Source organism: Nonomuraea longispora, assembly GCF_004348345.1.
Lineage (GTDB): Bacteria > Actinomycetota > Actinomycetes > Streptosporangiales > Streptosporangiaceae > Nonomuraea > Nonomuraea longispora.
Genome location: NZ_SMJZ01000051.1, coordinates 1 through 20,252, shown reverse-complemented (window position 1 = coordinate 20,252; position 20,252 = coordinate 1). Strand labels below are relative to the sequence as shown.

21 protein-coding genes are annotated in these 20,252 nt (G+C 70.0%); 10 read left to right on the top strand and 11 right to left on the bottom strand.

The window, feature by feature from the left end:
• Positions 1-98: 98 nt before the first annotated feature.
• Entirely contained in the window at positions 99-449 is a 351-nt protein-coding gene (locus E1267_RS15720; protein WP_132333200.1) for a beta/gamma crystallin domain-containing protein, read from the bottom strand.
• A 196-nt stretch (positions 450-645) separates the two neighbouring features.
• Positions 646-774 carry a hypothetical protein gene (locus tag E1267_RS47230; RefSeq protein ID WP_281283636.1) on the bottom strand — a complete coding sequence of 43 codons (129 nt, stop codon included), beginning with the start codon at positions 772-774 and terminating at the stop codon, positions 646-648.
• 9 nt (positions 775-783) lie between these two features.
• On the opposite strand from E1267_RS47230, the gene E1267_RS44340 reads away from it, so the two are divergent.
• Positions 784-927, top strand: coding sequence for a hypothetical protein (locus tag E1267_RS44340; RefSeq protein WP_165959634.1), 144 nt, complete (start codon positions 784-786; stop codon positions 925-927).
• Positions 928-937: 10 nt separating this feature from the next.
• Here the strand turns inward: E1267_RS44340 and E1267_RS15715 are convergent, their stop codons facing one another.
• From E1267_RS15715 to E1267_RS15705, 3 genes are all read right to left on the bottom strand, one after another.
• On the bottom strand, positions 938-1,783 hold the full coding sequence (locus E1267_RS15715; RefSeq protein ID WP_132333199.1) for a PHP domain-containing protein: 846 nt from the start codon (positions 1,781-1,783) through the stop codon (positions 938-940).
• Positions 1,780-2,259, bottom strand: coding sequence for a MarR family winged helix-turn-helix transcriptional regulator (locus tag E1267_RS15710; protein ID WP_246063918.1), 480 nt, complete (start codon positions 2,257-2,259; stop codon positions 1,780-1,782). Before E1267_RS15710 ends, E1267_RS15715 begins: the two co-directional genes overlap by 4 nt.
• A 127-nt stretch (positions 2,260-2,386) precedes the next feature.
• Positions 2,387-3,367, bottom strand: a complete 981-nt coding sequence (locus E1267_RS15705) for a phosphotransferase family protein (RefSeq protein ID WP_132333197.1) — start codon at positions 3,365-3,367, stop codon at positions 2,387-2,389.
• 305 nt (positions 3,368-3,672) lie between these two features.
• Here E1267_RS15705 and E1267_RS15700 point away from each other — a divergent pair, with 305 nt between their 5' ends.
• The 9 genes from E1267_RS15700 (at position 3,673) to E1267_RS15660 (ending at position 12,555) form a co-directional block, all read left to right on the top strand.
• Positions 3,673-5,073, top strand: coding sequence for an MDR family MFS transporter (locus E1267_RS15700; protein WP_220449505.1), 1,401 nt, complete (start codon positions 3,673-3,675; stop codon positions 5,071-5,073).
• 55 nt (positions 5,074-5,128) lie between these two features.
• Positions 5,129-5,788: a class I SAM-dependent methyltransferase gene (locus E1267_RS15695; RefSeq protein WP_132333195.1), complete on the top strand. Its 660-nt coding sequence runs from the start codon at positions 5,129-5,131 to the stop codon at positions 5,786-5,788.
• Between the two features lie 124 nt (positions 5,789-5,912).
• Entirely contained in the window at positions 5,913-7,481 is a 1,569-nt protein-coding gene (locus E1267_RS15690) for an amidohydrolase (RefSeq protein ID WP_132333194.1), read from the top strand.
• 190 nt (positions 7,482-7,671) lie between these two features.
• Positions 7,672-8,577 carry a class A beta-lactamase gene (bla, locus tag E1267_RS15685; RefSeq protein ID WP_132333193.1) on the top strand — a complete coding sequence of 302 codons (906 nt, stop codon included), beginning with the start codon at positions 7,672-7,674 and terminating at the stop codon, positions 8,575-8,577.
• 204 nt (positions 8,578-8,781) lie between these two features.
• Complete coding sequence (locus E1267_RS15680; protein ID WP_132333192.1) at positions 8,782-9,060, top strand: FmdB family zinc ribbon protein; 279 nt, start codon at positions 8,782-8,784, stop codon at positions 9,058-9,060.
• Positions 9,061-9,141: 81 nt separating this feature from the next.
• Positions 9,142-9,810 (top strand): AmiS/UreI family transporter, encoded by a 669-nt coding sequence (locus E1267_RS15675; RefSeq protein WP_132333191.1) that lies wholly within the window; start codon positions 9,142-9,144, stop codon positions 9,808-9,810.
• Between the two features lie 78 nt (positions 9,811-9,888).
• Positions 9,889-11,136: a formamidase gene (gene fmdA, locus E1267_RS15670; RefSeq protein WP_132333190.1), complete on the top strand. Its 1,248-nt coding sequence runs from the start codon at positions 9,889-9,891 to the stop codon at positions 11,134-11,136.
• Between the two features lie 221 nt (positions 11,137-11,357).
• Positions 11,358-11,786 carry a hypothetical protein gene (locus E1267_RS15665; RefSeq protein WP_132333189.1) on the top strand — a complete coding sequence of 143 codons (429 nt, stop codon included), beginning with the start codon at positions 11,358-11,360 and terminating at the stop codon, positions 11,784-11,786.
• A 115-nt stretch (positions 11,787-11,901) separates the two neighbouring features.
• Positions 11,902-12,555 carry an HNH endonuclease family protein gene (locus tag E1267_RS15660; RefSeq protein WP_132333188.1) on the top strand — a complete coding sequence of 218 codons (654 nt, stop codon included), beginning with the start codon at positions 11,902-11,904 and terminating at the stop codon, positions 12,553-12,555.
• Between the two features lie 95 nt (positions 12,556-12,650).
• On the opposite strand, the gene E1267_RS47225 is transcribed toward E1267_RS15660, so the two are convergent.
• The 6 genes from E1267_RS47225 to E1267_RS15635 all read right to left on the bottom strand — a co-directional run bounded on the left by E1267_RS47225 (position 12,651) and on the right by E1267_RS15635 (position 20,215).
• A complete protein-coding gene (locus tag E1267_RS47225; protein WP_269128862.1) occupies positions 12,651-12,782 on the bottom strand; it encodes a hypothetical protein in 132 nt (43 codons plus the stop codon).
• 152 nt (positions 12,783-12,934) lie between these two features.
• A complete protein-coding gene (locus E1267_RS15655) occupies positions 12,935-16,045 on the bottom strand; it encodes an ATP-binding protein (protein ID WP_132333187.1) in 3,111 nt (1,036 codons plus the stop codon).
• A complete protein-coding gene (locus E1267_RS15650) occupies positions 16,042-16,677 on the bottom strand; it encodes a hypothetical protein (RefSeq protein ID WP_132333186.1) in 636 nt (211 codons plus the stop codon). The genes E1267_RS15655 and E1267_RS15650 overlap by 4 nt, the downstream gene beginning before the upstream one ends.
• Positions 16,678-16,679: 2 nt before the next feature.
• Complete coding sequence (locus E1267_RS15645) at positions 16,680-17,780, bottom strand: hypothetical protein (protein ID WP_246063915.1); 1,101 nt, start codon at positions 17,778-17,780, stop codon at positions 16,680-16,682.
• The gene (locus E1267_RS15640) at positions 17,777-18,274 is read right to left on the bottom strand and encodes a DUF4365 domain-containing protein (protein ID WP_132333185.1); all 498 of its coding nucleotides are present in this window, start codon (positions 18,272-18,274) and stop codon (positions 17,777-17,779) included. Before E1267_RS15640 ends, E1267_RS15645 begins: the two co-directional genes overlap by 4 nt.
• A 321-nt stretch (positions 18,275-18,595) precedes the next feature.
• Positions 18,596-20,215 carry a GMC oxidoreductase gene (locus E1267_RS15635; protein WP_132333184.1) on the bottom strand — a complete coding sequence of 540 codons (1,620 nt, stop codon included), beginning with the start codon at positions 20,213-20,215 and terminating at the stop codon, positions 18,596-18,598.
• Positions 20,216-20,252: the final 37 nt, after the last annotated feature.

The following is a 20,252-nucleotide window of genomic DNA, read 5'->3' as shown; positions in this document are numbered from 1 at the left end:
TCGGCTGTGTCGCCGTCAGGGGCCTGCTGTTCTCCGGTTCCCCAACCGTGTCGCGCGAAGAATGCTCATTCAGGCGGACAGGGACGCCGCCGGTTGTCTCAGAGGATCGTGATGGTGTCGACGTGCGGCGGCCTGTTCGGGAAATTCATGATGGTCCAGCGCTTGATGCGGACCTTGGCGCCGTTGTAATCGAGGTATTCGATGTCGTTGTTTCCGGTGGAGATCTGGTCGGCCCACAGGCGGACGGACAGCGTCCCCTTGTTCGCGTAGCAGCGCACGCGGGTGGCCGGCCAGGCTCCGTCATGCCCCGTGAATTTCAGCAGGTCCGTACGGTTGCCGCAGTCCACGATGTTGATGGCGTGTGCGGCGCCGACCGGCAGGCTCGCTGCGAAGACGGCGGCCAACGCGGCCACCGTGAGCGAGTTGCGCAGTCTTTTGGTTCCAGGCATCCCTATGTCTCCTGGGGTTGTGGATTATGCCCCCGACGTTGCGGGTTCTTTCCGGGACAGCCGATTGTTTATTCATGCCTTGCCGATTGTCAATAAAGCTGTTGATTCGGTCTTTCGGGACCGTGTGTACAAGATGTCTTTCCCGATGCGCGGTTCCGGCTGTTTTCCGGTGTGCTCGAGCGGCGCGCAAGGCCTGTCAAAGGGCGAAGGCTCGCTCGACGGTGCCCGAGTCCAGGTCGACGAGGTGCGCGTCGGGAAAACGGAGGTTCGTCCAGAAGCCGCCGGGGTCCTTCAGGCCCAGCCGCGCCTTCACCCATACGGTCATCGCCATGCCGTGGGTCGCCACCGCGAGCGGGCGGCCGCCGGCGCGTACGAGCTGCTCGTTGATCCCCGCGTCGAAGCGCTCGGCGACGTCGGCTCGCGGCGCCACTCCGTGCTGCGCGAGCCTCTCGACGTGCGGGACTTCGTCATCAAGTAGGCGACCGCGGTCAGTCCGTCCGAGGCCACAGGTCGTACGGGTTGCGCCCCGGGCGGAACCCGTTGGCCTGTGCCAGGTCCGCTGCGTCCCTGAATCCGCGGGCGACGGCCGCGGGTTCGTGGGCGTCGCTGCCGAACGTGACGGCCTCCCCGCCTTCCTCGTGCCACCACCTGACGATGGCCGCGTGCAGTGGTATGCGCGTGTTGATCTCCAGAGCCCTGCCGGAACGGGCGGTCGTCCGCAGCGCGTGCCGGAAGTCCTCCTCGAACGCGGTCGGGTCGAACGGGCCCGCCTCCCGCTCCGGCCAGTAACGGATCGGATAGTCGATGTGGGCCAGCACGGAGAACGCCTCGCTTCCGGCGGCGAGCCTGGCGACCTCGGCCAGGTAGTCGCGTACGACGTCGGCCGCGGGCCGGTGCCCGTACAGGCCGGGGGGTTCGGCGAAACCGTCACGGTGCGGGAGGCAGTGCAGGGACCCGAGCACCCGATCGAAGCGCCCGGGGGCGAGAACCTCGGCGACGGCAGCGGCGTGCCAGTGAGGTTCGCCCAGCTCCAGGCCGCTCAGGATGCGAAGGGCCGGGAAACGTTCGCGGCAGCGCTCGATCTCCTCCAGGTAGGAAGCCGGGTCGAACGCCGGCGGGGTGAGCAGCCCGTCCGGCGCGGCCAGGGTCGCGAGGTGGTCTCCGGGGGCGAGGGCGTCGAGGGCCACCGTCCAGACCGTGTGGTCGACGTGCTCGGTGAAGGCGATCGCCGTCAGCCCCAGCTCGACCGCCCGCGCGCACGAGCGCTCCATCGACCCCTGGGGGGCGTCCCAGGACCATTCGCTGTGCACGTGGCTGTCCGCCGGCACCGTCATGCGTCACCGTCCCGCAGGTGGTGCTCGGCGGTGATCGCCTTCAGGGCCTGCCGCAGGTGCGCGTAGGCGGGCTCGCCGATGGTCGCGGCGTGCCTGCGCTCGATGGCGGCGATGATGTCGTCCGCCTGGCGCTGCTGGTCGAGGCCGCGTTCGGTCGGCACCACGAGTTTGGCGCGGCGGTCGGCCGGATCCGGCCGGCGCTCCACGTAGCCGAGCGTTTCGAGCTCGTCGACCAGCCGGCCGACGATCTGCTTGTGCCGGCCCGAGAGCCGTGCGAGCTCGGTCGCGCGGACGCCGCCCGCGTCGAGGTAGGCCAGGATCGCGCCGTGGCGCGGGCGCACGTCGCCGTGCCCTCTCTCCGCGAGCCGGGCGAAGACCTCCCGCTGCAACGAGAACAACAACCGTGCGGCGAGGATGCCCAGGTCGGGATCCCGCGTGATCACCCGGATGCGGTCGCCGGCTGGAGGCTGCGTCACCCCAGCATGGTAACCCTTCATAAGTCACACATTGTGATAGTCACGAAATGTGAATTACTCTTAGAGCGCTTGTCCGCGACCGAAGCAGGGCCGGCGCGCTGGAACGTCCGCGACCACAGGGCGGCGTTCAGGTGAGCTCCGCCAGGACGGCCGCCACGGCGTCGTACGAGTCGCCGACCGCGCCGCCGAGCCGGTGGCGCTCCAGTCGCACGGCGCCGAGGTGGCGAATCTCATAGATCAGCGACCGCCACACCGCCGCGGGGCTTTCGTCCCGCTCGCCGTACGCCTCCCAGAACGCCACCCGCTCGTCCCGCTTGGACGCGGCCATCCGGATCGGCCAGTCGGCTGCCGGATCGCCCCACAACGTGCGGTCCAGGTCGAACACCCCGGAGATGACGGGCTCGGGGGCGTCCGCGGCGATCATGATGTTGACGGTCCACAGGTCCCCGCTGAGCAGACGGGGCTCGGTGATCCCGTCCAGCACGGCGGCGTGCTCGACGGCCAGCGCCGCGGCCTTACGCAGGTCGGCCGCGTCCAGGCCTAGCCCGTCCAGGTCGGCCGCGATGTCGTGCAACGACGCGGTCACCGCCTGGCTCCACGTGTCGTACGCCGGGCCCGCCACGGGGCCGAACCGGGTGCCTCGTACCGCGTGCACGGTTCTGGCGATCTCTCCGACCTGCCGGAAGAACCCCGTACGTGACCGGCGCGGATACGTCGACAGCCCTTCGGCGGCGGGAACGCCGTCGAGCAGGGTCTGCACCATGTAGTCCCGGTCGACCAGTTCGTGAGACCAGTCGGCCGCGATGACGCGGGGCATCAGCGGGGCGATCTTCGCGAGGTGCGGCAGGGTGGCGTACTCGTTGCGCATGAGCTCACGTTCGGAGACGAACTGGCGGTCGGGGGCGGGAGCGAAGCGCACGATCACGGGACGGGTCACGCCCTCGACGGTGACGCGGTAGGTGGTGTTGTACATCCCCAGGCCCATCTCGACCGCCGACACCACGCGCGTGTCCGGGCCGAGCGCGCGGCGGCAGACCGCCTGGATCCGGTCGGCGCTCACCGGCTGCTGGAACGATCCCGCGGGACGCTCGATCGGCTGGACATCCATCCGTTCATCCTGGTGCACGGGGGGTGGTGGGGAGGTGTGGCGCCTTGTGGTCCGGCGGCTCCGGTGAAAATCAGGTGACATTTGATGGCGATTGTCGGAATGTTGAGCGCGGTCGATGAGTTTTGTCGGTGGCACAGGTCAATCTGTGCATGACAACGACTTCTTGCGAGACCCCCGAGACCCGGGGCCGGGATGCCGGCCGCGACGACGTCTCGTCCCACAACTCTGATCGAGGTGCCGTGCCCAGCCCATCGCTCGACTCGCCTGCCAGACCCGCGACCGCTGTCAAGGGTCGCACCCCGCCCGTGATCCGGTTGCTGGTGCTGGCCACGTTCGTGGTCATCCTCAACGAGACGATCATGATCAACGCGATCCCGCAGTTGATGAGCGCGTTGCACATCACCGAGCAGACCGCGCAGTGGCTCTCGACCGCCTTCATGCTGACCATGGCCGCGGTGATCCCGATCACCGGTTGGTTCCTGCAGCGGGTGTCCACCCGCACCGCCTACACCGTCGCCATGGGGTTGTTCCTGGCCGGCACGGCGCTGGCCGCCGTGGCGCCGTCGTTCACCGTGCTGCTGGCCGCCCGCATCGTCCAGGCGTCGGGGACGGCCGTGATGATGCCGCTGCTGATGACCACGTTGATGCAGGTGGTGCCCGAGGAGGACCGCGGCCGGGTGATGGGCAACGTCAGCCTGGCCATCTCGGTGGCGCCCGCGATGGGCCCGACGGTCTCCGGGGTGATCCTGCAGTTCGGATCGTGGCGGCTGCTGTTCGCCGTGGTGCTGCCCATCGCCGCCGCGGTGACGTGGGGCGGGCTGAGGCAGCTCAAGAACGTCGGGGAGCCCCGCTACAGCACCGTCGACTGGCTGAGCGTGGTGACCGCGGCCGCGGGCTTCGGCGGCCTGGTCTACGGGCTCAGCCGGTTCGAGGGCGGCGACCCCCGCGTCGCGGGCGCCATCGTGGCCGCTGGCGTGGTGTCCATCGCCGTGTTCGTCGTCCGTCAGCTGTCGCTGCAGAAGCGCGGCGTGCCGCTGCTGGACCTGCGCACCCTGCGCCACCGCACCTACACGGCCGCACTGATCATGATGTCGGTGGCGTTCATGGCGATGCTCGGCTCCATGATCCTGCTGCCGCTCTACCTGCAGAACGTCCGCGAGCTCAGCGCCCTGGAGACCGGGCTGCTCGTCATGCCGGGCGGGCTCGCGATGGGGCTGCTCGGCCCGACCGTGGGCCGGCTGTTCGACCGGTTCGGCGGCCGTGTGCTGGTCATCCCCGGCTCCATCGGCATCATGCTCGCGCTCATCGGCTTCACCCAGGTCACGATGACCACGCCGATCTGGCAGCTCCTCGGCATGCACGCGCTGCTGATGGTGAGCCTGGCCGCGACGTTCACCCCGGTGTTCACCCTCGCGCTCGGAGCGGTTCCGTCGTCGCTCTACTCCCACGCCAGCTCGATCCTGAGCACGCTGCAGCAGGTCGCCGCCGCCATGGGCACCGCGCTCGTGATCACCGTGATGAGCGCGCGGGCCGACGCCCTGCGCTCGGAGGGGGTCACGGAGGCGCTCGCCAACCTCGGCGGCATGCAACTGGCCTTCATCATCGGCGCGGTGTTGTCCGTGGTCGTGGTCGGCACCGCCCTCCTCCTGCCGGCCCGGGCGGGCAACAGCGCGACGTCCGACGCGCCGGGCGGGGCGGAGAGCTGAGCCCGGCCGCCGGCCGCAACGTTGCCCGCGACGTCACCCAGGGAATGGCCGAGACATGGAATCGGCTGATGGCGGAAAGCTGCAGGATCTCCTCGACGAACAGTCCGTCTACTACCGGGCGGTCGCCACGGAGTACGAACTCCACGCCCTTCCCTTCCCCGGGGGCTCCGAGCTGTCGGAGGCGCTCGACACGTTCCGGCCGGCCGGCAGCGTGCTCGAACTCGCCTGCGGCCCCGGCATCTGGACCACCCGCCTGCTCCGGCACGCCACCGACGTCACCGCCCTCGACGCCTCCCCGGAGATGCTCGCCCTCGCCAGGCAACGGGTGGGTGAGGACGGGCGGGTGCGGTTCGAGCGGGTCGACCTGTTCCGCTGGCGGCCGGAGCGTCGTTACGACGTCGTCTTCTTCGGGTTCTGGTTGTCGCACGTCCCGCCGGAGCACTTCGTGTCGTTCTGGTCGATGGTGGGCGACTGCCTGAGGCCGGACGGGCGGGTGTTCTTCGTCGACGACTTCTACCGGACCGGCGACGAGCTCATCGAGGGCGAGCAGTCCGTGACCGTGCGACGCCGGCTCATCGACGGCACCGCCTACCGCATCGTCAAGGTCCCGCACCGCCCGGCAGACCTCCAACGACAGCTCGAACGCATCGGATGGCGCATCGCCGTCCACACGACGGCGGGGCCGTTCTACTGGGGAGCGGGGACGCGGGCCTGACGGCGGCTTGGGCCGCGGCGATCACGGCCGGCGCCAGGCGTACCCATCGCAGGACGACATCCGCATGGTCGCAGCGGGACGGCCTACAGTGAGGCCATCACGTCCCCGACCCGGCGGGAGTCCCATGAACGTCCGCGTGTACCGCAACGCCGCCATCCACCCCGGAACGGGCACGACCCCGCCGGCCCAGGCCATGGCCGTCCGAGGCGAGACGCTGCTGGCCGTCGGCAGCGAGGCGGACGTGCGCGAGGCCGCGGGGCCGGGCGCGGAGCTGATCGACCTGGAGGGCGCCGCCGTCCTGCCCGGCCTCTACGACGCCCACATCCACACCGCCCAGTACGCCCAGAGCCTGGACGCGGTCGACCTGCGCGAGGTGCACACCCTCGACGAGGCCCTGACCAGGGTGGCCGCGCACGCAGCCAGGCTGCGACCGGGCACCTGGCTGTTCGGCGGCCGGTGGGACAGCAACACCTGGGACCCGCCCGCCCAGCCGGACAGGTACGCCCTGGACTCGGTCTGCCCCGACTTGCCGGTGGCGCTGCCCAGCGCCGACGGCCACACGGTCTGGGCCAACTCCGCGGCCCTGCGCCTGGTCGGCATCGACGCGGGCACCCCTGACCCGCTGGGCGGCGAGATCGTCAGGGACGCGGACGGGGAGCCCACCGGCATCCTGCGCGAGGCGGCGTCGTACCCGCTGCGCGACCTCATGGTCTCCGCCGACCTGACCGACCTGCTCCGCGCCGCCCAGGAGGACCTGCTCTCGCTCGGCCTGACCAGTGTGCACGACATAGACGGCGAGGACTGCCGGGCCGCCTACCTGGAGCTGCGCGAAAAAGGCGAGCTGAAGCTGCGCGTGCACAAGGCGATCCCGGCGACCCACCTGGAGGCCGCCATCGACGAGGGCCGCCGCACCGGGCAGGGCGACGACTGGTTCCGCACGGGGCCGGTGAAGATCTTCAGTGACGGCGCGCTCGGCTCGCACACCTGCCACATGAGCGAGCCGTTCGCCGGCGACCAGGGCAACGCCGGCATCGCGGTCACGCCGTACGACGAGCTGGTCAAGTTGTTCGGCAGGGCCGCGGGCGCCGGCATCGCGGTGGCCACGCACGCCATCGGCGACCGCGCCAACCGCCTGGTCATCGACGCCTACGAGGCCATCGGCCGCACGCCCGGCCTGCGGCACCGCATCGAGCACGCCCAGCACCTGCGGCCCGGGGACCTGGCGAGGATGGCCGGGCTGGGCGTCGCCGCCTCCATGCAGCCCGTGCACTGCACCAGCGACATCGACCTGGTCGACGCGCTGCTGGCCGGCCACGGAGTGGCGTCCTACGCCTGGCGCGGGATGCTGGACCACGGTGTCGCCCTGGCCTTCGGCTCCGACGCCCCCGTGGAGCACCCCAACCCGTTCGCCGCGCTTCACGCCGCGGTCACGCGTACCCGCCCCGACGGCACGCCCTCCGGCGGCTGGCAGCCCGAGCAGCGGCTGAGCACGGCCGAGGCCATCACCGCGCACACGCTGGGCGCGGCCTACGCGGCGGGCGAGGAGGAGCGCAAGGGCACCCTCGCGCCCGGCAAGCTGGCCGACTTCATCGCGGTGGACACCGACCCCTACCGGGAGTCGCCGGACGCGGTGCTGCGCACCAAGGTCATGACCACCGTCGTCGGCGGCGAGGTCCGCTGGCAGCGAAGCTGAGGCAGGACCGGGGAGCTGATGGCGTTCGGCGAGCCCACCCATCCGTGGGAACGACCCGGCGGAACGGCCGCCTGACCACGGCGTATATCGGGTCCCGTATCGCCGGATGATCGGTATCGCTATTAGACATCGTGTCGCCGCATCTGCTTGGCTCCTTGCTCGCCGACAGCCGACAAGCAGAGGATCCGACATGCGACACGCCCGCGCCCGTACGATCGCGTCCGCCCTGGCGGCCTCCCTCCTGGTCGGGGGGGCCACGACCCCGGCGGCGCAGGCGGCGGTGCCCCACGCCGGCCAGGTCAAGAAGGACCTGCGCGGCCTGGAGGTGTCGTTCAAGGGCAGGATCGGGGCGTACGCGCTGGACACGGCCACCGGTAAGACCGTGACGTACCGGGCGGGCGAGCGCTTCCCGATGTTGTCGACCTTCAAGGCGCCCCTCTGCGCGGCGGTGTTGCGGAAGGCCCGCACCTCCAAGCCGGGCCTGATGAACCGGCTCATCAAGTGGACGGCCGCCGACATGAAGCCCAATTCGCCGGTCACCGAGAAGCACGTCAAGGACGGGCTGACCGTCTCCCAGCTGTGCGAGGCGGCCGTCACCATGAGCGACGGCACGGCGTCCAACCTGCTGCTCAAGCAGGTCGGCGGGCCGAAGGGGTTGACGAGGTACTTCCGTACGCTGAAGGACGCGACGTCCCGGATGGACCGCTGGCACCCCGAGCTGAACGACTGGACGCCCAAGGACAAGCGCGACACCACCACGCCCGCCGCCATCGGCCGGGACCTGCGGGTGCTCACGGTGGGCCGGGCGCTGCACGCCAAGGACCGCAGGCAGTTGCTGGCCTGGCTGCTGGCGAACAAGACGGGCGGTGAGCGCATCCGCGCAGGCCTGCCCAAATCCTGGACGGTGGCCGACAAGACAGGCACCAACTCCGACGGCTTCGGCGGCGGGAACGACATCGCGGTCGTCTGGCCCAAGAGGGGCGCCGCGCCGGTCATCATGTCGATCTACACCAACCGCACCAAGGGCCTGCCCACCGACAACAAGACCATCGCGAAGACCGCCACCATCCTGGCGCGGGCGCTCGGCAAGCTTTAGCGTTCGTCAACGCTCTCCCGGCCGTCCTGCGGGACGGCCATTTTTCTGCATAAAAGGTGTATTGAAATGCTTTTTCGTGCGGGTACGGCCCCCGCATGCACCTTGACAGGGCGAATTGTCCGGAGGTTATCTGGATATATGGGGCATAACGCCGCATGCGGTGTCGTGCCGTGAAAAGAATCCCGATCAGCAACGGGGAAGTCCATGGCAACGTACGCGTACCGCTGTCTGGATTGCGGGCAATTCGAGGTGCGCCTGCCGATAGGGACCGCCGAGGCGGTCCGTGACTGCCCGGTGTGCCGTTCCCCGGCCCGCCGCCTGTTCACCGCGCCCCACCTAGCCCGGCTCGCCCCGGCGGTGTCCGCCGCGCTGACCCGGGAGGAGCAGAGCAGAGAAGCACCCGAGGTGGTCACGCGTACGCCCGCGGGACAGCGGCGGCCGCCGCCGTCGCACCCGGCGTTGTCGCGCCTGCCCCGGCCCTGAAACAGCCAGCGATGTTGCGTTCGCCGGCGTCGTGACGTGCGGCGAGCGCATCGCCCGTACTGACACGAGGAGGTGTCGGTGATGGGAGCCGTCGGACTGCTCTATGTGGGGGCGGTACTGTTCCTTAACGGCCTGATGCTCCTCGGGAAGGTCGAACCGCGAGCGGCCGGCGTGTTCAACCTGTTCGTCGGAGCGCTGCAGGTCATCACGCCCACCGTGCTGATCGTCCTCAACCCCGCCGACGCCGCCGTGGTGCTCGGCGCGTCGGGGATCTACCTGTTCGGCTTCACCTATCTCTACGTGGGCATCAACCTGCTCGGCGGCTTCGACACGACAGGTGTCGGCTATTTCTCGCTCTTCGTGGCGATCATGGCGCTCGGATACTCCTTCGCCAACTTCCGCATTCTCGGTGACCCCGCCTTCGGCGTCATCTGGCTCTACTGGTCGTTCCTGTGGGCGCTGTTCTTCGTGCTGCTCGGCCTGAAACGTACGCGGATCACCAGGTACACCGGCTGGGTCACGGCGATCCAGGGCTGGGTGACGGCGGCGATCCCCGCCTTCCTGACGCTGGCCGGCTACTGGCGCGACACCAGGCTCTACGCGATCGTGCTGGCCGTGTTCGGCGTGGTGGTGTTCGCCGTGTTGTGGCCGCTGACCCGGCACGGGGAGCCGGCCGGCGCGACGTCCGGAGAGGCGGACGACGTCGCGAGGCCCGAGGGGGAGCGCCGGCACCGCCCGCGATGGACCTGACCGAGCCCGCCGAGGCGGAAGAGAGGTGAGGCGCACGCTCAGCCAGGAAGGAGTCATCACGAGAGAAGGGCATGCATCATGCCGAAGGTAGTTTTCTCGATCGACCAGTCGAAGTCGATGCGCGACCAGGACGTCCCGGGCCACAACCGCTGGCACCCGGATGTCCCGGTGGCGGAGATGGTACGGCCCGGCGACGAGTTCCGAATGGAATGCCGGGAATGGACCGACTCTCAGATCGGCAACAACGACTCGGCGAACGACGTACGCGACGTCGACCTGAGCGTGGCCCACGTGCTGAGCGGGCCCATCGGCGTCGAGGGCGCCGAACCAGGGGACCTGCTCGTCGTCGACATCCTCGACCTCGGCCCGGTTCCTCAGCAGGTCGGAGAGGTGCCAGGACAGGGATGGGGCTACACCGGCGTCTTCGCGAAGGCGAACGGCGGCGGATTCCTGACCGACTACTTCCCCGACGCCTACAAGGCGATCTGGGATTTCCACGGCCAGGTCGCGACCTCCCGTCACCTGCCGGGAGTGCGCTTCACCGGCATCACCCACCCGGGGCTCTTCGGCACCGCGCCGTCGGCCGAGCTGCTCAGCAGCTGGAACCGCCGCGAGCAGCACCTCATCGACACCGACCCGCAGCGGGTCCCGCCGCTCGGCCTGCCGCCGCTGACCGACAACGCCATCACCGGCACGGCGACCGGCGAGGTGGCCCAGCGGATCGCCGCCGAAGGAGCGCGTACGGTGCCCGCCAGGGAGAACGGCGGCAACCACGACATCAAGAACTTCACCCGCGGCGCCCGGGTCTTCTACCCGGTTCACGTGCGCGACGCCAAACTGTCCGGAGGTGACCTGCACTTCAGCCAGGGTGACGGAGAGATCACCTTCTGCGGCGCGATCGAGATGGGAGGCTACATCGACTTCCACGTCGACCTCATCAAGGGCGGCATGGAGAAGTACGGTGTCACGACCAACCCGGTCTTCATGCCGGGGAACGTGGAGCCGAGATATTCGGAGTTCCTGTCGTTCATCGGGATCTCGGTGGACCACGACACCGACACCAACTATTACCTCGACGCGACGGTGGCCTACCGCAGGGCCTGCCTGAACGCCGTCGAGTATCTCAAGAGGTGGGGCTACAGCGGCGAACAGGCCTATCTGCTCCTCGGCGCGGCGCCGATCGAGGGACGGGTCAGCGGGATCGTCGACATCCCCAACGCCTGCTGCTCGCTCTACCTGCCCACCGCGATCTTCGACTTCGACGTGCGGCCGGGCGCGGAAGGGCCCGCGAGTCAGGACCGCGGCAGGTGCGCCGTGTCGAGCTGACCGGGGTGGCCCCGCGAGAATGCTCACGGGGCCATTTCCCTAATATTCTGGCAAAGAATGAGCGGCGGCACGCAGGCCCGTTCCCGTCGGGATTTCGCGGGCGCAGGCCACTTTCGCGGCAGTGCGGGAAGGTCAACCCGGTCACTTCACTCGGAAAAGCCCGGTAAAAGCCGCATTATCCTTCGGCGTATCCCCCTGAGTCGTTGTTGAAGGGTTGATCGATGCAAGACGACGCCGTGTGGGTCCGAGGCGTTACCGGAATCCAGTTGCACCACACCACCGATCTTCAGGACGCCACACGATTCCTGAGCAATGCCGCGATGGCGCTGCGGGCCGCGCACGTACGCACCGGGGACGAGCAGTACTCCGCCATCGCCGCCCAGCTCACCACCGTGGTGGAGGAGACGCGGACGCTGGAGGGCCAGGCCCGCGCACGCATGCAGGGGCTGCACACGTCCGACCCCGAGCGGTTCGTACGCTGCCGGGAAGGCCACGAGCCGTGGCCCGACGAGATCCAGGCGGGCTTCGTGCCGCGGCACACCTGCAAGGATCAGTGCCTCTACCACGACCACGACGTTCTGGACGCCATCATGCAGTGCACCTGCGGCAGGCCCGCGTGCCGCGCCTGCGCCATCGGCGGGAGGCCGTAACACCTGGGCGTGGTGCGGGCGAGCGCTAACGTGACGGCGAGGAACGGTTGAGTCGCCTCGCGGTTTGCTGAATATCGCTGCCGCCGGGGGCGGGCGTGCTGGTAGGGGTGGAGACATGATCTCCTTGACCCGGCTGGGCAGAATCGTCGTGCTGACATTGCTGGCCGTCCCGATGACCGCTGTCGTCGCGACCTCGCAGGCAGCCGCGGACACACGCAAACGGTCACAGGCCGAGGCCGGCGCGATGGCCCGTCGCATGCTCGCGCAGTTGAAGGTGTCGAGGCCGTTGTCGATCCGCGGCTACAGCCACCGCCGTTTCCAGCCCCGATGGGCGCCGCACAAGGGTAAGTGCAGCGTTCGCGAGGTGGTGCTGGCGCGTGACGGCCGGCGGGTGCGCAAGAACGCGGCCTGCCATCCGGTCGAGGGCGTCTGGTACAGCCCGTACGACGGCAAGAAGCTCAAGAGCGAGAGGCTGGTCGACGTCGACCATGTCGTACCGCTGGCGTACGCGTGGCGTTCGGGGGCCAGCAGATGGAGCTGGGCGCGCAGACGGGCGTTCGCCAACGACCTGACCCGGCCGGAGCTGATCACGGTGAGTCACTCCACCAACATCGCGAAGGGCGCCAAGGGCCCGCAGAGCTGGCGCCCGCCGCGCCGCGCCCACTGGTGCCGCTATGCCGTCTCCTGGATCACCGTGAAACGCCACTACCGGCTCTTCGTGACGCGGAACGAGAAGATCGCCCTGCTCAACATGCTGCGCAAGTGCTGAGGTGACACGAGAGCGGATTGCGGCGAGGGTGCAATCGCCAACGGGTGTAGGCCGCACACCGGCATCGCCGCAATCCGCGGCTCTCGTTGACCGGGTTACCACCAGTCCCAGTCGTCGCCCCACCAGGAGCCGCCCCAGCCGCCCCACCAGCGCCTGCGACGGCAACGACGGCGACGCCAGCGGCGCCTGCGGCCGCAGCCTCCTCCGTGCTGGAAGTCGAACGTCATTGTTCCTCCCCCCGTTGATCGCATCTTCCAATTCGGACGCTAGCACCCATATCGGCATATTCCGGGACATATCCGGCAATTTCAGGGATGCTTGACGGCGAATTCACCACGCAAAGGCCGCAGTCCCGCCCGTCCTGGAACCGAGACGATCCTCACGGGGCTGCGCGCCGCATGATCTCCTGTTCGGTGAGCGGGTCGGCGGGGTGATGGCTCAGGCACTGCGGAGTGCGGACCAGCGTCTCGGGGATGCCGTCGCTCACCGTGTAGAACTGGCCGACCTCCAGCCGCCCGACCCGGTCCGCCCGTCCGCCCCGGGCCCTGGCCAGGCTCTGGACCACGTCGATCTGCGTGGGGCTGTTCATCCTGCCGATGAACTGGGTCGTGGCGTTGCCGGCGATCTGGTTGTGCAGGCCGCGCGGCGCCTGGGTCGCGAAGACCAGGCCGAGGCCGTACTTACGGGCCTGCGACGCCAGGGTCAGCGTGCTGGCCAGCGCCTCCGTCCTGGGTGTGGCCGGTACGAGCGACTGCGCCTCGTCCATCACGTACAGGCCGTTCAGGGGTCGGCCGCGCGCCGGGTTCCGCTTGATCCAGGAGAACAGGGCCATCTGGAGCTGGCTGACGAAACCGGGCCGCGCGTCCTCGCCGAGCCCGACGAAGCTGATGACCGACACGCGGGCCCGTTTGCCCGCCGACGGGGTCAGCAACTGCTCGGGGTCGGCCGGCTCGCCGTGGCCGGCGAACAGCGGGTCGTTGATCGTCGCGGCGGTCAGGAGCTGACCCAGCTCGGAGGCGATCTGGTCCGCCCGGTCGATCTGGCTCACCCCGAGCGGAAGGTCCGCGAGCATGCCCAGGAACGACGTGAAGTCGCCGCCACCCGCACGTGCGAAGTATTCCAGCGCCTGCCGGAGCACGGCTTTGCCCTTGCGCGCCTTGGCACTGGCGCCGTTGACGTTCGCCCGTGGGGCCAGCGCCGCGACCGCCAGGCCGAGCGCCGAGTCCAGCTCGTCCCGATCGCCCAGTACGGCCGCGAAGTCGGGCAGCGGCTGGAAGGTCAGCGGGCGCCCGCGCGAGCGGCCCGGAGTCCAGACCATCACCTCCGTCTCGGCGAAATAGCGGTCCGCCTTCTCCGCGTCGCCGTCCCCCCATCCCGGGGGCGGGGCGGGCCACGGATCGCCCAGCCGGGCCAGGTCGTTGTTCGAGTCGAGCACGATCGAGGACACGCCGTGCAGCGCGCACTCCTCCACGAGCCGGCGCAGGAACACGGTCTTGCCCGACCCGGACCCCGCGAAGACGGCGGTGTGGCGGGCCAGCGCCTCCACCTTCAGCTCCAGGTCCGCACCGGTGTCGAACCGCCTGCCGACCGGGATGACGGCACCGCCGCCACGACCCGGGAGCGCATCGGCCTGTTCCTGCGTATCGGGGGTGGCCTCCGGCGGGAGCGCGTCCAGGAGGCCGCCGAGGAGTTCGGTGCCGCTCGCCGGGCGCCGGGTCCGCAACCACGTGTCGAACTCCGGATCCTGCTCGGCCGCCATCCGGCGCAGCGCGTCGAACACGCGCAGGTCGTCCGCGCGCAGCGTGAGCGCCCTGCCACCGCAGTCCTTCAGGTGGGTCACCCGGGCCTGCGTCGCCGGACCGTCCGACCACGCCTGGTTGCGCAGGACGACGAAACACCGGTCGGGTTTCTCAGGACCGAGCCCCGACTCCTTGATGCCGTCGTTCAGCCGTTTGAGCGCCGCGATCGGATGCGGTGCCCCGATCATCCGGAACGTCCAGTGCCGCTGCTCTTCCGAGTCGGGGTCGAGTTCCTGGCGCAACCGCGCGTGAAGGCTGGGCCTTCGGCCCGGCGGCGGATCGACGGAGAAGGCGCGGCCGGCGTCGCCCTGCTCGGTGATCCAGGCGCTGAGGCCGGCGGCGAGCAGCGGGGGAGCGAGCTCGTCCTCGTGGGCGGGGTCGAACGCGTCCGACGGATCGGCCTGCGCGCGCAGGCCGGCGAAGCGGGCGTCGAGCCGGGCGAGGTCCGCCTCGGACACGGCGGGGGCGCCGCCGGTGAGCGGCGGGGCCGGAGGGTCCTGATGGAACCTCTCCAGCAGGGTCGCCCTGCCCTCCACGCGGCACGTCTCGACGTGCGCGCTGATGCGCCGCAGGAGGGTCCTCGGCGTGAGACCGGGCGCGGTCGCGAACGCATCCGGCGCGATCGGCCAGAGCGGGCCGGGCGGCGTGCAGCCCGCGTCCTCGAAGGCCACGGCGAAGCGCCGTTCGACCAGGCTGCGGGCGATGTCGGCGCTCGCGAGCGTGGTGAGGATCAGCGACGTCCTGAACCTGTCCTGCACCGTACCGATGGCTCGTTCCTTGATCAGGCTCCAGGACGCGGGCAGGCAGGCGACCAGGCAGAGCGAACGCTGGGTGGCGTGGCGCAGGGCCATGAGGCCGGCCGCGATCTCGTCGATCACGTCCTTACGCGGCTCGTCGCCGGCCTGCGCGCCGGACGCCGTACCGGCTCGGGAGTGCCCGAGTATGGCGTCGATCTGGTCCACCGCGATGACGCTGGGGCCGGTCAGCGCGAGGATCGTCGACAACTCGACCGCGATGTCGTGGTGGTCCTTGACGCCCTTGCCCATGCCCCACGCCTGGCGGTCGCCGTCCTCCGCCTCCTCCGTCGACATCAGGTGGTCATGGGCGACGTCGAGGGCGTGGCCGGAGGCGGTGGCGTACAGAGCCAGCGCCCGGATGGTGTCGCGGCACCGCAGCAGCCGCCGGTCCCTGGCCAGCAGGCCGTCCACCAGCGCGTCGAGATCCTTGCGGGTCAGGCCGGCGCCGCGTTCGGCCGCCGCCTCCATCCGGTCGCCGGTCCCCGCGAGCTCGGCGAGGGAGCGCAGCGCCACCAGCGCCTGGACGGGGGAGCCCGGTCCGCCGGCGGACCGGCCCAGGTCCTCGACCATCGCGCTTGTCGTCCGGCGCCAGAAGTTCTCGCCCGCGCTGAAGTCGACCATGAAGAAGTAGCCGCCGGCCTGGACGATCCGGCCCCGTACCCAGCCGAGAAGATGGGTCTTGCCCGCGCCGCCCTCGCCCTGGATCACGACCCCGAGCGGGCTCGTACGGGAGGCGAGCGACGCCTCCTCGATGCCGTCGAGGATGAGCCGCTCGGCCCGTGGGTGCATGCCGTCGACGTGGAAGGGCGGCGGGTTCCACGCGTGTTCGGAGGTCGTCGCCCAGTCGAGCACCCGGGAGACGGCCCGTAGGGCACGTTCTTCCTGTTCGTTCACCGGGCCTCGATCGCCAGAAGGTGCTTGCTCACTCCGTTCACCAGCACGGCCGCTTTCCTGTCGTCGTCGGTCAGCGTCTTCTGGTCGGCCTGCGGCACCAGATGCACGTCCGGGAGAAGCTCCATCCGCCGCAGCGTCTCGTCGACCTCGTCGGTGGGGGCGTCGCCGAGCAGCGGGCGCAGCCTGGTCAGGAGCACCCAGTCCTGGGGTTCGCGCGCCAGCCGCCAGTACGCCTCCCGGATCGTTCCGGCGAGATCGTCCCCGCCCGTGACGGCGGGCTCGCGGGCCGTGACGACGAAGTCGGCCAGGCTCAGATCCGCCGCGTCGAGATAGCCCTTGATCAGGCCGAGGACCCCGTAGAGGGTGCGGCCGATCGACCCCGAGCGGGCCGGGGCGGTGCCCGTGAGCTCGGCCACGCACCAGGCCCAGCCCTTGTCGGTGAGCGTGTGGTGGTACGCCCTGCCCTGCTTGCCGCTCGTGACGAGGCCGCGCTGGTTCAGCAGCAGCCGGGCCTTCCCGTTGAGCGTCGTGCCGACATGCTCCTTGAGCTCGGGGTTGGACGCCGCCCCGCCGAGCGTCATCAAGCCGAGCAGCGAAGCCCGCTCCGGGGCCCCGAAGGTGGTGTCGTCCATGGTCAGTTCTCCTCGGATGGATGGTCCATGACTGTGCCGAAGGTGGTCGCCGTGAGCTCGCGGCGGCCGGAAACCTCCCGCAGCGTGCCGCGAGCGCGTACGGGAGTCCTGCTCCTGTGCGCCTCGACGGCCACGTCGTAGGCCGCCTCGTCGGGCAGCCGCACCCAGATCGAGCCGCGCGACCCGGTGCCGCCGACCGCCACGTCGCCGCGGACCTGGACGCGGAAGCGGTCCTCGCCGCCGATGTCGACGAGCATGGCGATGAGGCCGGTGACCGAGGCGCTGTCGCTGTGGAGGCGGCGCAGCCGGTGCGCGACGCGGCGTAACAGCCGTCCCGTCTCGGGCTCGAAGACGAGCCGGCGCGCGGGAACGCCCGAGGGCAGCGCCCGCGCCCAGCGGAAGCCGACCTCGAACCGGGCGCCGGGGTCGGAGCCGGCGAAGCGGGCGAGCGCCTGGCAGAGCTCGGCCGACACGCCGTCCCGCACGATGCCGTCGAACGTGCTGATGTCTCCGGTCCTGTGCACCTCGGCGCCGGCTTCGAGCAGCAGCTCCGCGGCGCGCTGGAGCAGGGTCAGGGCGCGGCGGGCCAGCGGTGGATCGCCTGGTGTGGCACGTTCCAGCGGAACGCGGACCGTGAGGAGGTCGCCCGTGGGCACGATCGGCCCGACCCAGACGCGGTCGAGCAGGTCACGCACCTCCTTGGGCGCCACGCCGTCGTACACGGGCCGGGGGCCGGTGAGCACGGCGCGGGCCGCCGCGCCGAGGGCGGCCTGCGCGCTGGTGAGTGCCGTGACCGCGTCGAGGAGTTTGACCTGCCCGTCGACGGGGGCGATGGAGGCTCTGTACCACTGCACGTCGGCCATGGGCGTGCCGATGTCGGAGGCGATGTCCTCCCGGGAGCGGCCCTCCAGCCGCGCCAGCAGGGTGAGGATCTCCCTGATCCGCCGGGGCCCGTCGCCGAGGTCGTCGGTGCCCGGCACCAGGATCTCGTGGTCGCCCTCGTGCACCCACACGGATGCGCCCCGCCACTCGCCGGGCTGGCGGGACCAGCCGGTCATGGCGAGGTAGCTGCTGATGTCGGCGACCGACAGGCGGCTGGTCACGCGGGCGCGCCGACGAGCTCGCGCAGGGCGCGCACGGTGAGGACGTTGCCCAGCGGCACGCGTACGGGCGCGTGGCGCTTGCTGCTCGGGGAGGCGATGGCCTGCTCACCCTCGAAGCCCCGGTAGTAGCAGAGCCGGCTGAGCGTCAGCCCTTCGGTCTCCACCCGCGCGTAATGGTCTCTCTCACGCGGCACCACGACGACGAACAGGTAACGCGGGACGAGGAAAGGGCCCGCGGCGAGCTTGTTGTACTGCACCTCGTTCAGCCCGTGGAAGTACAGGTCGGGCCCTTTGCACGACGGCGCGGACCACGACTTGACCTGCACCTCGATCGCGGGCGACGAGATGTGCCCCGCCCGGCCCGGATAGCGGAAGCCGAGGTCTATCCCGTCGTGGTCGAGGTCGTCCTTGTAGACGAGCAGCCCGGCGGCCGAGGCGAGGGCACGCACATAGTCCTCGGCGAACTTGCCCTGATGATTTCGCTGGTCAAGCATGCAGGCTCCCTCGCCACCGCCCCACCCCAATGCCGCGTGGGTCAAAGAGTATCTACGAAGCCGTGGGGAAGAGCGGGTTTTTCTCTTCAGTGCTGCGCGATAACTCCCCCTTTATGACTGATTTCCGGCCATTACGAAGAATGACGCCCACTGGTGCGGCATAACACTTGTGTTACGTCAGTGGCATTTCTTCGGAAGGTACGGGCCGAAATGGTCGGGCGACGATTTCGGCGACCCCGTCGGCGTCAAGAGAACCGTCGACTTCGAGCACGCGCACGCCGAGCCGGCGTGCGTCGAGGTCGGCCGGGGTGACGGCACACGTCACAGGTCGGCGGCGATGATCCGCTCGATGTTGCGTTCGGCGAGTGCCGTGATGGTGACGAACGGGTTGACCGTCGTGTTGCCCGGGATCAGCGCGCCGTCGATGACGTACAGACCGGGATGCCCGTGCAGGCGGCCGTAGTTGTCCGTGGCCCTGTTCAGCACCGCGCCCCCGAGCGGGTGGTAGGTGAGGTGGTCGCCCCAGATCTTGTAGACGCCGAACAGGTCGGTACGGTAGATCGTCCCCTCCCTGGCGTTGATCGTGTCGAAGATCGTCTTGGCCATGTCGATGGAGGGCTGCTTCCACGCGGTCTGCCAGTCGAGCTCCACCTTGCCCGCCGCCGCGTTCCAGCTGAACCGTGCCCTGTGCGGGTTGTTGGTGATCGACAGGTAGAACGAGGCCCACGTCTCGATGCCGGTGGGCAGCGGCGCGACCTCCGCGAAAGCGCCCCCGGCCGTCCAGTTGTCGATGCCGCAGCAGGGGATGGCCGACTGGAGGCCGCCCGTCGGGTCCCAGAGGTGGTTGGCCCGGCCGCACATGACGTTGCCGTTGTCGCCCCAGCCCTTGCCGATCTCGCCGTTCAGGCCGGGCAGGACGCCGGTGGCCTTCAGGCGTACCAGGAGCTTGCTGGTGCCGACGCTGCCGGCCGCGAAGAACACCTTGCCGGCGGTGACCGTCTTGGTCGCGGTGACGCCGCCTGAGGTGTCGAGCTGCTCGACGACGACGGTGTACGCGCCGCCGGACCCCGGGGCGACCGAGGTGACCCGGTGCAGCGGGGAGATCGACACCCTGCCCGTGGCCCTGGCCTGGGCGAGGTAGGTCCTCTGCAAGGACTTCTTGCCGTGGTTGTTGCCGTAGAGGATCTCGCCGGCCAGCGCCGACTTGGGGACGGTACCGGCCGCCTCCTGCTCCATGTAGTCCCAGTCGTACACGTCGGGCACGAACACGAACGGGAACGACGAGCGCTGGGCGTGCTTGCGGCCCACGCGGGAGTACTGGTAGCAGTCGGCCGACTCGAACCAGCCGGGATCGATGGTGGAGACCCCGAGCCCGGCGTTCGCCCTCGGATAGTAGGTGGCGTACATCTCGTCGGGGTTGACCGAGGGGAGCACGGCGGCGAAGTTGGCACGTTGGGGTACGACGGCCATGCCGCCGTTGACGAGCGAGCCCCCGCCGACGCCGCGGCCCTGATAGACCGTGATGCCGCCGAACTCCTCGGCGTCCAGAATGCCGGTGTAGCGGGGGATGTCCCGATCGAGGGGGAAGCCGAGGAAGTTGCTGAGCGGCGCCTTGGTTCTCGTACGCAGCCAGTACGAGCGGTAGTCGGGCTCCCGCGTGTTGCAGAAGACCTTGCCGTCGGTGCCCGGGGTGTCCCAGGCCATGCCCATCTCGACCATGTGCACGTCCACGCCCGCCTGGGCGAGGCGCAGGGCCGCCACCGACCCGCCGTAGCCGGTGCCGACCACCAGGACGTCGACGTGGGTCCCGTCGGCGATCGGGGCGCTCGCGGCGGCCGGGCGGGCGTGGACGTTCAGGGCGGCCAGCCCCAGTGCCGAGCCGGTCCCGGCGATGAATCCACGGCGGGAGACGCTGGTGCGGGCAGACGGATGGTCGCTCATGTGCCGTTTCCTCGCTGCTGGTGGGGGGTGCGGGCTC

Bases quoted from the DNA above. Each gene is read 5' to 3' on its own strand.
- E1267_RS15720 (WP_132333200.1), bottom strand. From the start codon at position 449: ATGCCTGGAACCAAAAGACTGCGCAACTCGCTCACGGTGGCCGCGTTG.
- E1267_RS47230 (WP_281283636.1), bottom strand. From the start codon at position 774: ATGACCGTATGGGTGAAGGCGCGGCTGGGCCTGAAGGACCCCGGCGGC.
- E1267_RS15715 (WP_132333199.1), bottom strand. From the start codon at position 1,783: ATGACGGTGCCGGCGGACAGCCACGTGCACAGCGAATGGTCCTGGGAC.
- E1267_RS15705 (WP_132333197.1), bottom strand. From the start codon at position 3,367: ATGGATGTCCAGCCGATCGAGCGTCCCGCGGGATCGTTCCAGCAGCCG.
- E1267_RS15695 (WP_132333195.1), top strand. From the start codon at position 5,129: ATGGAATCGGCTGATGGCGGAAAGCTGCAGGATCTCCTCGACGAACAG.
- E1267_RS15690 (WP_132333194.1), top strand. From the start codon at position 5,913: ATGAACGTCCGCGTGTACCGCAACGCCGCCATCCACCCCGGAACGGGC.
- bla (WP_132333193.1), top strand. From the start codon at position 7,672: ATGCGACACGCCCGCGCCCGTACGATCGCGTCCGCCCTGGCGGCCTCC.
- E1267_RS15680 (WP_132333192.1), top strand. From the start codon at position 8,782: ATGGCAACGTACGCGTACCGCTGTCTGGATTGCGGGCAATTCGAGGTG.
- E1267_RS15675 (WP_132333191.1), top strand. From the start codon at position 9,142: ATGGGAGCCGTCGGACTGCTCTATGTGGGGGCGGTACTGTTCCTTAAC.
- fmdA (WP_132333190.1), top strand. From the start codon at position 9,889: ATGCCGAAGGTAGTTTTCTCGATCGACCAGTCGAAGTCGATGCGCGAC.
- E1267_RS15665 (WP_132333189.1), top strand. From the start codon at position 11,358: ATGCAAGACGACGCCGTGTGGGTCCGAGGCGTTACCGGAATCCAGTTG.
- E1267_RS15660 (WP_132333188.1), top strand. From the start codon at position 11,902: ATGATCTCCTTGACCCGGCTGGGCAGAATCGTCGTGCTGACATTGCTG.
- E1267_RS47225 (WP_269128862.1), bottom strand. From the start codon at position 12,782: ATGACGTTCGACTTCCAGCACGGAGGAGGCTGCGGCCGCAGGCGCCGC.
- E1267_RS15650 (WP_132333186.1), bottom strand. From the start codon at position 16,677: ATGGACGACACCACCTTCGGGGCCCCGGAGCGGGCTTCGCTGCTCGGC.
- E1267_RS15640 (WP_132333185.1), bottom strand. From the start codon at position 18,274: ATGCTTGACCAGCGAAATCATCAGGGCAAGTTCGCCGAGGACTATGTG.
- E1267_RS15635 (WP_132333184.1), bottom strand. From the start codon at position 20,215: ATGAGCGACCATCCGTCTGCCCGCACCAGCGTCTCCCGCCGTGGATTC.